This window comes from Vibrio sp. Vb1018, assembly GCF_033338775.1.
Lineage (GTDB): Bacteria > Pseudomonadota > Gammaproteobacteria > Enterobacterales > Vibrionaceae > Vibrio > Vibrio alginolyticus.
The window spans coordinates 1-14231 of sequence record NZ_JAWOTI010000033.1 but is presented as its reverse complement, the minus strand read 5'-3'; the positions used below and the strand labels follow the sequence as shown (position 1 = coordinate 14231).

13 protein-coding genes, 1 tRNA gene and 1 riboswitch are annotated in these 14231 nt (G+C 46.0%); of the genes, 3 read left to right on the top strand and 11 right to left on the bottom strand.

Annotated elements, in window-relative coordinates:
• Positions 1 to 9 precede the first annotated feature (9 nt).
• Positions 10 to 465: a DoxX family protein gene (locus R7Z10_RS22515; protein ID WP_054575520.1), complete on the top strand. Its 456-nt coding sequence runs from the start codon at positions 10 to 12 to the stop codon at positions 463 to 465.
• 31 nt (positions 466 to 496) lie between these two features.
• Here the strand turns inward: R7Z10_RS22515 and R7Z10_RS22510 are convergent, their stop codons facing one another.
• Together R7Z10_RS22510 and R7Z10_RS22505 are read right to left on the bottom strand one after the other, a co-directional pair.
• Complete coding sequence (locus tag R7Z10_RS22510; protein WP_005378786.1) at positions 497 to 778, bottom strand: hypothetical protein; 282 nt, start codon at positions 776 to 778, stop codon at positions 497 to 499.
• A gap of 91 nt (positions 779 to 869) precedes the next feature.
• A complete protein-coding gene (locus tag R7Z10_RS22505; RefSeq protein WP_005382927.1) occupies positions 870 to 2063 on the bottom strand; it encodes a multidrug effflux MFS transporter in 1194 nt (397 codons plus the stop codon).
• A gap of 107 nt (positions 2064 to 2170) precedes the next feature.
• Here R7Z10_RS22505 and R7Z10_RS22500 point away from each other — a divergent pair, with 107 nt between their 5' ends.
• Entirely contained in the window at positions 2171 to 3112 is a 942-nt protein-coding gene (locus R7Z10_RS22500) for a LysR family transcriptional regulator (protein WP_005378791.1), read from the top strand.
• Between the two features lie 203 nt (positions 3113 to 3315).
• Positions 3316 to 5106 carry an aminopeptidase P family protein gene (locus tag R7Z10_RS22495; RefSeq protein ID WP_318105988.1) on the top strand — a complete coding sequence of 597 codons (1791 nt, stop codon included), beginning with the start codon at positions 3316 to 3318 and terminating at the stop codon, positions 5104 to 5106.
• 129 nt (positions 5107 to 5235) lie between these two features.
• On the opposite strand, the gene thiH is transcribed toward R7Z10_RS22495, so the two are convergent.
• The 9 genes from thiH to R7Z10_RS22450 form a co-directional block, all read right to left on the bottom strand.
• The gene (gene thiH / locus R7Z10_RS22490) at positions 5236 to 6348 is read right to left on the bottom strand and encodes a 2-iminoacetate synthase ThiH (RefSeq protein WP_054702528.1); all 1113 of its coding nucleotides are present in this window, start codon (positions 6346 to 6348) and stop codon (positions 5236 to 5238) included.
• A gap of 34 nt (positions 6349 to 6382) precedes the next feature.
• Positions 6383 to 7150, bottom strand: coding sequence for a thiazole synthase (locus R7Z10_RS22485; protein WP_054702531.1), 768 nt, complete (start codon positions 7148 to 7150; stop codon positions 6383 to 6385).
• A 5-nt stretch (positions 7151 to 7155) separates the two neighbouring features.
• Positions 7156 to 7410, bottom strand: a complete 255-nt coding sequence (gene thiS, locus R7Z10_RS22480; protein WP_054702541.1) for a sulfur carrier protein ThiS — start codon at positions 7408 to 7410, stop codon at positions 7156 to 7158.
• 38 nt (positions 7411 to 7448) lie between these two features.
• On the bottom strand, positions 7449 to 8222 hold the full coding sequence (gene thiF, locus R7Z10_RS22475; RefSeq protein WP_318105985.1) for a thiazole biosynthesis adenylyltransferase ThiF: 774 nt from the start codon (positions 8220 to 8222) through the stop codon (positions 7449 to 7451).
• Positions 8209 to 9624 (bottom strand): thiamine phosphate synthase, encoded by a 1416-nt coding sequence (locus R7Z10_RS22470; protein WP_085570138.1) that lies wholly within the window; start codon positions 9622 to 9624, stop codon positions 8209 to 8211. The genes thiF and R7Z10_RS22470 overlap by 14 nt, the downstream gene beginning before the upstream one ends.
• Positions 9624 to 11564, bottom strand: coding sequence for a phosphomethylpyrimidine synthase ThiC (gene thiC / locus R7Z10_RS22465; RefSeq protein ID WP_182017026.1), 1941 nt, complete (start codon positions 11562 to 11564; stop codon positions 9624 to 9626). The genes R7Z10_RS22470 and thiC overlap by 1 nt, the downstream gene beginning before the upstream one ends.
• A 163-nt stretch (positions 11565 to 11727) precedes the next feature.
• Positions 11728 to 11826, bottom strand: a riboswitch (TPP riboswitch).
• Positions 11827 to 11886: 60 nt separating this feature from the next.
• Positions 11887 to 12270: a fluoride efflux transporter CrcB gene (crcB, locus tag R7Z10_RS22460; RefSeq protein ID WP_005378811.1), complete on the bottom strand. Its 384-nt coding sequence runs from the start codon at positions 12268 to 12270 to the stop codon at positions 11887 to 11889.
• A gap of 123 nt (positions 12271 to 12393) precedes the next feature.
• Positions 12394 to 13776: a multicopper oxidase family protein gene (locus tag R7Z10_RS22455; RefSeq protein WP_258628942.1), complete on the bottom strand. Its 1383-nt coding sequence runs from the start codon at positions 13774 to 13776 to the stop codon at positions 12394 to 12396.
• 244 nt (positions 13777 to 14020) lie between these two features.
• Positions 14021 to 14097 (bottom strand) — tRNA-Trp (locus R7Z10_RS22450).
• Positions 14098 to 14231: the final 134 nt, after the last annotated feature.

Here is a 14231-nt window from a genome sequence, read left to right as displayed (position 1 = left end):
GAGCACTCTATGACGGATACGGTTAAAAACTTAGTGAATCGGTACGACGATTTAATCAGTACCTTACAAGCAGCCTTTGTCCCTTTACTACTTCTCTTTTGTCGCTTTTGGGTTGCTTGGGTGTTCTTCAATTCAGGACTAATCAAAATCTCATCTTGGGATAGCACGCTGTACTTATTTGAGCTGGAATACCAAGTGCCAATCTTGCCATGGGAATTGGCGGCTTATTTAGGTACGGCTGCGGAGTTGGTTCTACCGGTGTTCTTGGCACTGGGATTGATTACCCGCCCGATGGCAGCAATGCTGTTTGTGTTCAACATCATCGCAGTGATCTCTTACCCACTGTTGTGGGAGAAAGGTTTTTATGACCACCAACTTTGGGGATTGATGATTCTTATCGTAATCGTATGGGGGCCAGGACCGCTGTCTTTGGACCACATCCTGAAAAAGAAAATGACGAGCTAAAAAAATCCCCGCATCATGCGGGGATTTTTTATTATTTATTCAAGTAAGCCAGTAGCTCTTCTGCTGAGATACCTTGCTGAGCGAGGTCTTTTGCCATCTGCTCGACTTGTTCATCTTTGCGTGACTCAATCACTTGCTGAAATTGGTACACGATATCACGCAAAATTGGCAGAGGTACTTGTTTAGCCGCACTACGAATACGCTCGGAGCTTTGATTACCCAGCTCATTAAGCAACTTGCCAAACATCACCTTTTCTGGTGAATCTTCCATTTGCTCTAGAATACGAGCCATTTCATACGTGGTTAACGACATTACTTTTTGAGTTCCGTTATGGTGTCAGGAAAAGTCTGAGTGACAAATATACACGCCTTACTTACATTGGAAAATACTAAATTACACTGATTTACGCTTTCGCAAAGCTCGAGTGCCAGTTCTTCCCTGCTTTTGTAAACAGAACGACCAACGCAGGTAATAGGACCCACATATGAATTGCGATCAAGGTTTGTGGATCCAGAGATAAGCGTTGCAGTGTACCCACCAACAAACCAGAGCCACTCATTTGGAACAATCCAAGCAGTGCAGCTGCCGTGCCCGCCTTATCACCAAACGGTTCTAACGCTTTCCCTGCCGCTGCACCCAGAATGAATGCAAAACCTACAGAAGACATGAAGATAGGTAGCATGAAAGAAAGCGCGGTATTCTGACCATTCATCACTAGCATGATCACACCTGCGAGACCCAGAGTTGAGATCCCGGTGACCAAGGTGTTGTGAGTTCCAACGCGCTCCATAAACTTAGGCGCCAGCATACATGCCGCAATGTTTATCACCGCATTTACACCAAACCAGAAAGTGAATTCATTCATCGACAGCCCCATCCCCGTCATCAATACCGACGGTGCTGAGGTAACGTAAGCAAGAATAACCGCCATCGCCATCAAGCATAATGACGCATGGAAAACAAAAGATGGTGTGCTAAGCACTGCCCAATACCGACTAAGCTTAAACACCGCTTGCTTTTCTGTTGACGGGTTAGTCTCTTTCATCATGAAAAACATCAATGATCCAGACACCACAGCAAAACCCGCCATAAAGCTAAAGTTAGCACGCCAGTCAAATTGCTGAGTTAACCAGCTACCTAGAATTGGAGCTAAAGCCGGAATGAAACAAATCGCACCGTTAAGGTAGCTGATCATTTTGCCGCTTTTTTCCGGGCCAAAAATATCGCGAACTGTTGCAAAGGCTGCTACCGATGTCGCACACGCACCTAAGCCTTGTAGCAGTCGGGAAACCAACATCCACTCAATATTTTGAGCACTCCACGCCAATAAAGCGCTCATCGCGTAAATGGTGATACCGCCCAATGCAACAGTTCGACGTCCGAGTTTATCTGCTAAGGGACCTGCGAATAGCTGACCAACACCCATAGCAAATAAGAACCAAGTGATCGTGTCTTGTGCTAGCGCATTATCGACCTGAAAAGTGGAAGCAATAAGAGGTAAAGCAGGTAGATAAATATCAATCGCTAAAGGACTGAAAAGAACCAAAAGGGTCAATAACGCCATCTGTTTTTTACTATTAGAAAACTGGCTAGACACACAACACTCCGAATTGGATAAAGAACTTTGGGTAAAGCTTAATCATCTGATGATATGAATGGAAATGATGTATAATCATGAGCATTATTCCTCAGAGGAAATTCACTGTGAACGTCGAAAAACTGGCTCGTATCGATTTAAATCTATTGGTCTGCTTTAAAGTGCTGATTGAAGAGTTAAATGTTACTCGTGCGGCCCACCGATTGTGCTTAAGCCAATCTGCCGTCAGTAAATCACTGGCTAAACTGCGCATTCAATTTGATGACCCTCTTTTCACTCGAAACTCACATGGATTAACACCTACGCCGCGCGCATTGTTTCTTAAACCGAAACTGGATCTGTTGATAAATCAGTTAGAAGTGCTGACTCAACCCGAAGAGTTTTCTCCGCAAAGCAGCGAATACCGTTTTCAAATAGCAGCGGTAGAGAGTGTCTACCCTCTCATTCTACCCCATTTCTTACCGGCGATTTTTCAACAAGCACCTGGCGTGACAATTAGCACACACCCGTGGTCGGATAATACATTTAAAATGCTTCAACGCGGCGAACTGGATTTAGGCTTAACTGGAAAAGATATCGATATAAACGATGCCAAGCTGACTCTTCAACCACCCGATGACATTTGCGAGTTGGAAATTTATCGTGATTACCAAATGTGCATCATTCGCAAAAACCACCCTGCGCTAAAACAACCTTGGAATCTGGAAGCCTATCTCGCCCTACGCCATGTACAAGTACGTTGTGATGGCAACGACCGTTGGTTGCTGGATTATCGCCTTGCAGATATTGGCGCCGACCGCGATATTGCCGTCACCGTGCCCGACTTTAACAGTGCCGCAAGTTTATGTTCATACACCGACTTTATCTTTACTGCGCCAAGTCATTTTGTGCAACTTGCGGCCAAACAGCTTGATTTGGTCGTGCTGCCACTACCGTTAGAATTCCCACCTATGGCTTACACTTTATTCTGGCACCGAGATAGAGAAAACGACCCTGCATTAGGCTGGCTACGTACGATGATCACACAAAAAACCGATCACCTTAGATAAAAACACCGCACTCAATTTGCGCTTAGCGGCTAAAATGAGTAGCTTAACTGTCGTAGTCCTTTTTGGCTCATCTATGGCCTAGTTGTACTCCGACTCTATTGAAGTGATTGCGAACCTCAATGGAATCGTAAACTGCATGAAGCAGATGGAAACAGCTCCCACACCTGAGCATGAAGGAGCGGTAATTTGAAGGAATAACACAGATGCACAACGATACCCAAAGCCGCGTGAATGCAATTCGCGAATGGCTAGCACAACATAATATTGATGCCCTACTTGTCCCTCATGAAGACGAGTACTTGGGTGAATACGTACCAGCGCACAACGAGCGTTTACATTGGCTAACTGGTTTTACTGGTTCTGCTGGTGCTGCGGTAATCACCAAAGACAAAGCCGCTATCTTTGTTGATGGTCGCTACACAGTACAAGTAACAAAGCAGGTTCCTGCTGATCTATTCGAATACCGTCACTTGATTGAAGAGCCTGCACTAGATTGGATTAAAGACCATCTTGCAAATGGCGCGTCTGTGGCAATCGACCCTCGCATGCACAACGCTGCTTGGCTAGACATGGCACAAGCAAAACTTGCTGGCGCACTTGAGCTTAAGATTCTCGATAGCAACCCAATTGATGAACTGTGGCACGACCGCCCTGCTCCTGTGGTTTCTGATGTTCGCCTAATGGCAACAGAAGCAGTTGGTCAGTCAAGTGAAAGCAAACGCCAAGAAATCGCAGAGCTCGTGAAAAAAGCCGGTGCAGACAGCGCAGTGATCACAGCACTTGATTCTATCTGTTGGTTGCTCAACGTTCGTGGTCTAGATGTCTCACGTCTACCAGTTCTGCTTTCTCACGCGATTCTGCACTCAGACTCAAGCGTAGAATACTTCCTAGATCCTGCTCGCTTACCTGCTGAGTTTGACGCTCATGTTGGTGCCGGCGTGACGGTTCATCACCCAGAAGCATTGCAAGCACGGCTAGAAACTCTAACTGGCAAGAATGTACTGGTTGACCCTGCGACAAGTAACGCGTGGTTTAAATTGGTTCTACAAAACGCAGGCGCATCTGTGGTGAGTAAAGCTGACCCATGCCTAATGCCAAAAGCGGCGAAGAACTCAGTTGAAATCGCAGGCATGAAAGCATGTCATATCCGTGATGGCGTAGCGATGAGTAAGTTCCTATCTTGGTTAGATACTGAAGTCGCTGCTGGTAACCTGCATGATGAAGCGACACTGGCAGACAAACTGGAAGCATTTCGTAGCGAAGACCCGACACTTATGGATCTTAGCTTTGATACCATTTCAGCGGCAGGCGGCAACGCGGCCATGTGTCACTACAATCACGAAAACCAACCTGAACCTGGCAAGCTAGAACTGAACACGCTTTACCTAGTGGATTCAGGCGGTCAGTACCTAGATGGCACGACAGACATCACGCGTACAATTGCGATCGGTCAGCCTTCACAAGAGATGATTAAACAATTCACTCTCGCACTAAAAGGTCACATCGGTGTTGCTCGTGCACGCTTCCCGAAAGGCACACGTGGTTACCAAATCGATACGCTAGCTCGTCAGCACCTGTGGGCGGAAGGCTACGATTACGACCACGGTACTGGTCACGGTGTTGGTCACTTCCTAAGTGTTCATGAAGGTCCGGCGAGCATTTCGAAGAAGCAAATCGACGTGCCTCTAACAGAAGGTATGGTGCTATCCAACGAGCCAGGTTACTACCGTGCGGATGCGTTTGGTATCCGTATCGAGAACCTAGAGCTTGTTGTTGAAACCCCAACTAACGGTGACTTCCCTGTTCTATCATTTGAGTCGCTAACACGCTGTCCAATCGACAAGCGCAATATCAACGTTGATATGCTAACTCGTCCAGAGCTTGCCTGGTTGAATGATTACCATCAGAAGGTATGGGATGAGATCAGCCCACTTGTTGAGGGTGATGTGAAAGAGTGGCTTCGTCAAGCAACGCTACCAGTAGCACACAGCTAGAAGCTAGAAGCTAGAAGCTAGAAGCTAGAAGCTAGAAAAAAGTAGAGGGTTGATGTTTTGCATCAACCCTCTTTTCTTTACTTATGTTTCACGTGAAACATAACGATGACCAGTGTCTTTATTTGCTGATTAACCAGAATACGCCGAGTGCCAATCTCGCCATACAGGATCAAAGCCTTTGGCTCGAATCATATCTTCCACAGAACCAGCACTTCGCTCATCACTGATCTCAAACTGTTCGAGTTCAACATCATCCATCGCATAACCACCCGGCTGAGTTTTAGATGCAGCAGACATACTGGTGATACCTAACGGTAATGCATTGTCTCTGAACTTTGGTGATTCACGAGTCGATAATGACAACTCCACTTCTGGATTCAACAAGCGATAAGCGCAGATCAACTGCACAAGCTGTTTATCCGTCATGACTGATTTGGGTTGGAGCGCGCCCTTACAAGGACGTAAACGTGGGAAAGAAATTGAGTAACGAGTCTGCCAATATGTGCGCTCAAGATAGTCCAAGTGCGCTGCCACATAAAAACAATCTGTTCGCCACTCTTCCAACCCTATTAAAGCACCAATACCGATCTTATCGATGCCCGCCTTTGCAAGACGATCGGGTGTATCCAATCGGTATTCAAAATCCATCTTATTACCACGCAAATGGTGCTCGGCGTAAGTCGAAGGGTGATACGTTTCTTGATAGACCATCACCGCATCCAAACCCAATGTCTTGAGCTCAGCGTATTCGTCTTGCTCAAGTGGCTGTACTTCCATCGCTAAATAGTTAAAGCGCTTCTTAATCATCGGCACCATTTCGCGGAAGTATTTCATGCCCACTTTGGTTTCGTGTTCGCCAGTCACCAGCAATACGCTATCAAACTTCATGCGCTTGATTGCTTCGACCTCTGCAACCACTTCGTCCCGATTCAAGGTACGACGCTTGATTCTGTTCTCCATAGAGAAGCCACAATAAGTACAAGCATTGGCGCACAAGTTAGAAAGGTACAGTGGAATGTAAAGCGACATGGTATTACCAAAACGCTTGCGAGTTGCCGAGTATGACAGCTGCGCCATTTGCTCTAAGTACGCTTCAGCCGCTGGTGAAATTAGCGCTTTAAAGTCTTCCAAATCACGCTTGGGTTTATTCAATGCTCGCTCGACATCTTGTGCCGTTTTCGCGTAGATCGACATCGAGATGTCATCCCAATTAAGCTGCTTAAATTGTTCAACGAAGCTCATGTTTTCCTCGCTTAATAGCTAAACCAATCTAAGACTAAAGCTCATCTAGGAATGACGTCAGTGGACTCGACGCAACCGCATGAGAAACCTTACCAGCAAGTCCGGCTTCATAAGCCATACGCCCCGACTCTACCGCCAACTTAAATGCCTTCGCCATCGCAACGGGATCGCTCGAAGACGCAATCGCAGTATTGACGAGCACGGCATCCGCGCCCATTTCCATCGCACGCGCGGCATGTGAAGGAGCACCAATACCCGCATCAACAACGACAGGAACATTAGCTTGGTCGATGATGATCTCTAGGAAATCGTGAGAAACTATCCCTTTGTTAGAACCGATCGGCGCACCTAATGGCATGACTGCAGCACAGCCTACTTCTTCCAATCGTTTACACAGAACCGGGTCAGCATGACAATAAGGAAGGACAATGAAACCCTCACGAACCAGTTGCTCAGCGGCTGCTAGTGTCTCAATTGGATCGGGCATCAAGTACTTCGGGTCTGGATGAATTTCTAGTTTTAACCAGTTAGTACCCAACGCTTCTCTCGCCAATTGTGCTGCAAACACAGCATCTTTAGCATTCTTTGCACCTGAGGTGTTCGGCAATAAGTTCACACCCGCTTGTACTAACGGTAGCAAAATATCGTCTTGTTGGTCGTTCACATCCACACGCTTCAACGCCATGGTCGCAAGTTGAGAACCCGATACTTGAATCGCTTCTGCCATTAATCGGCTGTTGGCAAACTTCCCTGTTCCCGTGAACAGTCTTGATTCGAATTGTTTATCACCAATTTTAAGCATCGACTTTAACCCCCTGCGATCGCTTGAAACAAAGAGATGCTATCTCCCTGTGAAAGAACTGTGCTAGCCCACTCACTGCACGGCACAACATTGTTATTAATTGCAAAAACACAGCCCATTTCAGGCAGCGCAAATTGACTAATGATTTGCTGTAGATTTGACTCACTGGCAACTTGATGTGACTGGCCATTGATGACAATAGTGATCACATCTAAGTCAGCAGCTGTCATTTGTGTTGTTTGTTGTTCTGATAACGTCATTGCTTCCAACTCTCTTAATTCTGCTCATTACCCGTAAGCTAAATCTGAGCACACACTTGGCACTGTTTGTCTTTGCTTATCGCCATGGTTTGCCATTGCAGCTTCAATCCATCGAACAGGTGTAACTTGGCAGTCTCGACATGAAACTTTCCCGTCGCCAGTTTTTGAATTGCCGCTATCGCTTGGTAGTTGCCAAGTGTGCCCACCACCGGACCGACGACACCGCTCTCACTGCACTTTTGCGTTTGTGGTAATTCGTCGAACGGATACAAACAGCGGTAACACGCTTTACTCTGCGCTTCTTGTTCACTTGGTGTTTGGTAATCAAAGACAGCAAATTGCCCTTGCCAACCAATTGCCGCCGCCGAGATGAGCGGCGTATTTTGCTCGAAACAAACTTGGTTAATTAGCTGACGCGTTGGCATGTTGTCGGTGCAATCCAAAACCACATCCGCCAACATCACCTCAAGCTGCAGCTGTGCTTTGTCTAATCGCTTATTGATAGCACGAACTTGAACCATAGAATTAAGTTCATTGAGTTGTTTTACAGTTGCTTCTGTTTTCGCAACTTGGAGGTCTTGTTCACGATAAATGATCTGACGTTGTAGGTTACTGCTATCAACTTTATCGTCATCAACCACAACCAATTTACCAACCCCCGCTGATGCCAAGTACAAACTCGCTGCGCTCCCTAACCCACCACAACCGATGATCAGCACATGCGATTTACTCAAACGTTCTTGCCCAATTTCGGCAATTTCAGGCAGAGCGACTTGGCGCTGATAGCGAAGAAACTGCTTATCCGTGAGCATGCTCGCCTCTCTTGGTATCCGCCAATTCATTATTCTGATCAGTGAACGTTAGCTGTCTTTCTTTCATCAGTTGTGCAAAGAACTCGATGACGGACTGAGGTGATTCTGCCAACGTAATAGCTCGCACAACTGCCAAACTAGAAACACCTGTTAGCCAAACTTGGTCAGCATTAGATTGGTCGATACCACCAATCGCAACCGTCGGAAAGCCAAGCACATAGTCACTTACTTCTTTGTCTTTTGAAGGTCTGAAAGCAGCCTCTGTATTTGTATAAGGAATGCTATCAATCAGCTTTTGATACAAAGCCAAGCGCACCAAACCTTGTGGTTTCGATGGCATCTGTTTTGTGGTGGTTGGGAAAATATGCCCTAGTGCGATGTAGCTAGGATGAATTTGTACGATGCGCAGTAGTTCGTAATAACCATGCGTAGAAAGACCAAGACGAATGCCGGCTTTAGTTATCTGAGCCAAATTCGATTCTTCTATGTCTTCTTGTCCTAGGTGAACGCCATAAGCGCCATGCTTGATTGCCAACTGCCAATAGTCATTGATGAACACTTGTGCTTGATACTGACGGCCTAGCTCAATTGCTCGAATGATCTGTTGTTCTAAATCGGCTTGTTGTGGGTTCTTGATTCGCAGTTGAATAGTGTTGATGCCTAGTGGCAGTAGACGCTCAATCCAAGCAACATCATCAACGACTGGATAGAGCCCTAGACTTTGCTTAGTTAGAGTTGGAAAGCTAACGCTCTCACCTTGTGCAGACCAACCAACTTGAATACCTAGCCGGTTATCCTCTAGTACAGGTGTGGGGAAATCATCAAATTGGTCAGCCCACTGAGTAGATCTTCCCTCACCAAGGTTGTCATTCAACAGTGTTTCACGTGAAACATTCGCTTGTTGAGTTAGCATTCCTCGAGCAAGTGTTAACGCATCTTCGATAGGAAAATCGAGTACTGTCAGCGTTACTATCCAAGCAAGGTGATGTTCAGGATCGAACATTGCGTTGAATTTGGACTTAACGGAAAGCGCTCTCACTTCGTTGTTAATTGGGTGACGCCAGATATCAAGCTGAAGCACTTTCTCCTTTTCATCGGATACCTGCGTATCAGCAATGCCAATATGAATCGCTTTCGACGGTTGCTTAGCGCACGCTTCTACCGACAAAGCAGAACGGTAATAGAGCACAAATGAACTCTCATGCTCAGAGTCATAATCATCAATGAGATCAGTCGTTATGTGTGTGGTCTGTTGGCCGCGAACAAGCTGAATAGATTGAGTTGGGCTCACACCCAACTCAATGTCTTCGATGCTAAAACCCTGTTCTTTCGCCAACAACAAACATTGCTGAACTAAACCTGCCAGTTCAATCAATGATGACGGAATAAGGATTTTGCTCATTAGTCACTTACCTCGGCATGTGCTGCTGGGTGGTATAGCTCGGAACCTGACTCTCTAAATTCTTGCGATTTCTGACGCATCCCCTCAAGAGGATCATCCAGCATTTTGATTGAGATAGCTTGGTCCGCAGCAACTTGCTCAGTGTCTTTCGCGTACTCTCGTACCTCTTGCGAAATCTTCATCGAGCAGAACTTTGGTCCGCACATCGAACAGAAGTGAGCAACTTTGCCGGACTCTTGAGGTAAGGTTTCATCATGGAAAGCGCGCGCGGTATCTGGGTCGAGTGACAAGTTGAATTGATCTTCCCAGCGGAACTCGAAGCGAGCTTTAGAAAGCGCATTATCACGAACTTGAGCACCTGGGTGCCCTTTCGCTAAATCAGCGGCGTGCGCAGCAAGCTTATAAGTGATCATGCCTACTTTCACATCTTCTTTGTTTGGTAAGCCAAGATGCTCTTTAGGAGTGACGTAGCAAAGCATCGCACAGCCATACCAACCAATCATGGCAGCGCCGATGCCTGAAGTAATATGGTCGTAACCAGGAGCGACGTCTGTCGTCAGTGGGCCAAGCGTGTAGAATGGTGCTTCATGGCAGTGCTCCAGCTGCTCTTCCATGTTCTCTTTGATCATATGCATTGGAACATGGCCAGGACCTTCGATAATTACTTGTACGTCGTATTCCCACGCAACCTTGGTTAACTCACCAAGGGTACGAAGCTCTGCAAATTGCGCTTCGTCGTTAGCATCGGCCACCGAGCCAGGACGCAGACCATCACCGAGAGAAAGTGCCACATCATACTTAGCACAGATTTCACAGATCTCTCGGAAGTGGGTATATAAGAAGCTTTCTTGGTGATGCGCTAAACACCATTTCGCGATGATAGAACCACCACGAGAGACGATGCCAGTAACGCGTTTTGCAGTCATTGGCACATAACGAAGTAGTAAACCGGCATGGATAGTAAAGTAGTCAACGCCCTGCTCTGCTTGCTCAATCAGGGTATCGCGCATCACTTCCCAGTTAAGGTTTTCCGCAACACCATTCACTTTCTCAAGCGCTTGATACATTGGTACGGTACCGATCGGAACCGGACTGTTACGTAGAATCCACTCGCGAGTTTCGTGGATGTTACGTCCAGTAGAGAGATCCATAACGGTATCTCCACCCCAACGTGTCGCCCAAACTAGTTTCTCTACTTCTTCTTCAATCGAAGAAGTGACCGATGAGTTACCGATGTTGGCGTTCACTTTGACCAAAAAGTTACGTCCAATGATCATTGGTTCGGATTCTGGGTGGTTAATATTGGAAGGGATAATAGCGCGACCTTCGGCGACTTCTTTACGCACGAATTCGGCGGTAATATCTTTTGGTAGGTTCGCTCCGAAGCTTTGACCCGGATGCTGTTGATTCAGCACTTCATCGCGATACTTGGCACGCCCCATGTTTTCACGCAGCGCGATATATTCCATTTCTGGGGTAATAATACCTTTGCGAGCATAGTGCAACTGGGTCACGCACTGCCCATCTTTAGCACGTCGAATACGTGGTAGATTGCCGTAACGAAGATCGTCTAGTGTTTCGTCTTCTAAGCGTTCTTTGGTGTACACCGAGCTTACTTCATCAAGTAGCTCAGTATCGGCACGCTCTTCAATCCACCCTTCTCTCAGCTTAGGTAAGCCGCTATAGAGGTCTATGGTGTGCTCTGGATCTGTGTATACACCCGAGGTATCGTAAACGCGTACTGGCTCATTAGGCTCGAAAATAGGCGCTTCTTTTGTGCCTCCAATAAGGCTATCAGCGAGTGATATTTCACGCATTGGCACACGAATATCTGGACGTGAGCCTTCTACGTAGACTTTGCTTGAATTGGGGTACGGTTGTACCGAGAGTGTATCAATGAACTGTTTTGCTTCCAGTCTCGCTTGTTTGCGACTCGACATAGCATTTTTCCTTGCTTTGTTATACTAGATAAAAAGTAATTGGATAAAAATGCTTGGCGGATAGATGCGACAAGAGGAGTCAAATTAAGGCTAGTTAAAGCTTACGATATTTGCCTGTAACAACATTCGACTTTTGATAGGTCAACCAGAAAGAACTCCGGTGTGAATATCTTCTCTTGTTCCCTTCGCAGATTCTAATCTGATCAGGTTCAACGGATCCCGAATTAACGGTCTCAGCCTTATGGCACTCCGACAAGTGATGTCAGTATATAAAAACGGCTTGGTGAAACCAAGCCGACCTGTTCAATTTTTAACTACTTTGCTAGCTGCGCATCAATAATTGAAAGCCAATCCACGCCGCTGAAATACTTAACACGACATTCAACAATACGTTCAACCCCATCTTAAAGAAAGCGCCCTGCTGCATAAGCAAAACATTATCCATCGAGAAGGTGGAAAACGTCGTTAGTGCACCTAAAAAACCCAAGCCAATCACTTGTCGCCAAGGTTCCGTTGCCAAAAGTTCATTATCGAAAGCTGCTATCAATAAGCCCATCATAAATGAGCCAACAACGTTAACGGTTAACGTACCATATGGAAAACCACGCCCCAATAAAATGACACAAAGTTCAGAAATTAAGTAACGAGAACATGCACCAAATGCACCACCCAATGCAATAAAACCCAAAACGGATAGTTGTCCCATAATTCCCCCAGAAAAGTTAATGGCGACATTGTAATCAAATTTACGGCAATAGTGATTATACAATCTTAGAATTCAGCAAAGTATAGCGCTTAAAACTTATCAAGATTTTAAAAGTTACAGGAGTCACTTTACTTCAATGTAACCCATCAAACCCGTCTTCATGTGTTCAATTACATGACAATGGTACATCCAACGCCCTGGGTTATCTGCAACAAATGCCGCTTTCGCACTGCCGTTTTTTCCAAGTAAGACCGTATCGGTATGAAACGGTTCGTCGAGTTTTTTGCCATCTAACTCAAGAACCGTAAATGTGTGTCCATGAAGATGAATAGGATGATGATATTGGGTGACGTTCTTTAGGTTGAAGATATAGGTTTTTCCCATCTCCAATGTTGAAAGCGGCGCTGGAATATTATCTTTGCTCATTCCCTCCCAAGCCCGTTTGTTCATCAGCCAGAACTTAGGTATCGCTTTGCCCGATTGATCAGCAGGAGTGATCGCGCCCTCCCACTCAAACACATAATCGATTTGCTCTGCATTTTTCAAATCGAGAGCTGGCACAGGGTTGAGAGGTAATAAAGGCAGTTTCTGGTTGTTCGGCAGGTCAGACTCAACAACGTCAAACTCGCACAAAGGGAATGGGAAGCGTCCTTTCATTTGACGCACATAAACACGTGTTCCAGCCTTCGGAGCAATCAATCCGATATCTAACCTCATTCCCGGACCAATTTTGTGCTGAGTGAGCTTATAAGGCGCTTTAACAGGATTACCATCAATAGCAATAACCCAAGCCTCTGCCCCTTCTATAGCGATCGGGTAAGTAATGGTATTATCGACATTAGCAATTCTTAATCGCGTAGTGGCATTCTGCTTCAGCGCATAAACAGGCTCATGGACACCATTGACGCTACTCCACTCTCCGGGAGTCCCCATACGAGCGCTCAAGCGCGGCACCATAAGGTTCTTCCATTGTCCTTGCTTGTCTAAGTGCCAATGCTTGAGGACGACTTCATGCTCTTCATCAAACTGAACAGGCTCTGCCTCTTCAACGACAATTAGCCCGACTAAGCCCTTACCAAGCTGCTTCACACTGTTCATATGTGGGTGATACCAAAATGTGCCCGCATCTGGTGGTGTAAATTCATAAACGAATGTTTCACCCGGCATGATAGGCAACTGACTTAAGAAAGGTACACCATCCATTTCAATAGGGATTCGCAAGCCATGCCAGTGGATTGTAGTCGGCTCTGAAAGCTTGTTAGTAAACCGAATTATAACTTTCTCGCCTTGGCGACAACGAATCGTAGGCGCTGGAATCGAACCATTAAATGCGAGTACGTCTGTGTTAAACCCAGGGACCAATTCTGCAGTAGAAGGCTCTGCAGTGATATCGTATATATATTGCCCCTGCTTATTAGTGCTCCTAGATAGAGAACATGCAGGTAGAACGGTAAGCGCGGAGATTGCTAAGGATGATTGAAGAAAGCGTCGACGAGATATATCCATACATAGTTACTCATTAATCCAGATCGGTTGAGTGTAACTAAATATAAATAGTGATTCCCCTTTATTATTAAAATTTCGGGCCACTGATCATTACAGCTAACTGTAGTTTCGTTCGTTCAGTAGATTAAATGCTGCCAAAGTACAGCAGAAAGCCATACTTACGAGATAAGAGTAGAAATAAGCCGTAATAATGAGAGGAAGCCAGATACAAAAAAGGCTCTGACCTAAGTCAGAGCCTGATATGTGGCAGGGGTGGAGAGATTCGAACTCCCAACACGCGGATTTGGAATCCGCTGCTCTGCCAATTGGAGCTACACCCCTATAGAATTTTCATATTCTAGATTTGACAAAACCTCGCATAAGCGAGGTTGTCGATATTAAGTGGCGGAGTGGACGGGACTCGAACCCGCGACCCCCGGCGTGACAGGCCGGTATTCTAACCAACTGAACTACCA

Excerpts from the sequence above, each read along its gene's own strand:
- R7Z10_RS22515 (WP_054575520.1), top strand. The coding sequence starts at position 10 with ATGACGGATACGGTTAAAAACTTAGTGAATCGGTACGACGATTTAATC.
- R7Z10_RS22510 (WP_005378786.1), bottom strand. The coding sequence starts at position 778 with ATGTCGTTAACCACGTATGAAATGGCTCGTATTCTAGAGCAAATGGAA.
- R7Z10_RS22495 (WP_318105988.1), top strand. The coding sequence starts at position 3,316 with ATGCACAACGATACCCAAAGCCGCGTGAATGCAATTCGCGAATGGCTA.
- thiH (WP_054702528.1), bottom strand. The coding sequence starts at position 6,348 with ATGAGCTTCGTTGAACAATTTAAGCAGCTTAATTGGGATGACATCTCG.
- R7Z10_RS22485 (WP_054702531.1), bottom strand. The coding sequence starts at position 7,150 with ATGCTTAAAATTGGTGATAAACAATTCGAATCAAGACTGTTCACGGGA.
- thiS (WP_054702541.1), bottom strand. The coding sequence starts at position 7,410 with ATGACGTTATCAGAACAACAAACAACACAAATGACAGCTGCTGACTTA.
- thiF (WP_318105985.1), bottom strand. The coding sequence starts at position 8,222 with ATGCTCACGGATAAGCAGTTTCTTCGCTATCAGCGCCAAGTCGCTCTG.
- R7Z10_RS22470 (WP_085570138.1), bottom strand. The coding sequence starts at position 9,624 with ATGAGCAAAATCCTTATTCCGTCATCATTGATTGAACTGGCAGGTTTA.
- thiC (WP_182017026.1), bottom strand. The coding sequence starts at position 11,564 with ATGTCGAGTCGCAAACAAGCGAGACTGGAAGCAAAACAGTTCATTGAT.
- crcB (WP_005378811.1), bottom strand. The coding sequence starts at position 12,270 with ATGGGACAACTATCCGTTTTGGGTTTTATTGCATTGGGTGGTGCATTT.
- R7Z10_RS22455 (WP_258628942.1), bottom strand. The coding sequence starts at position 13,776 with ATGGATATATCTCGTCGACGCTTTCTTCAATCATCCTTAGCAATCTCC.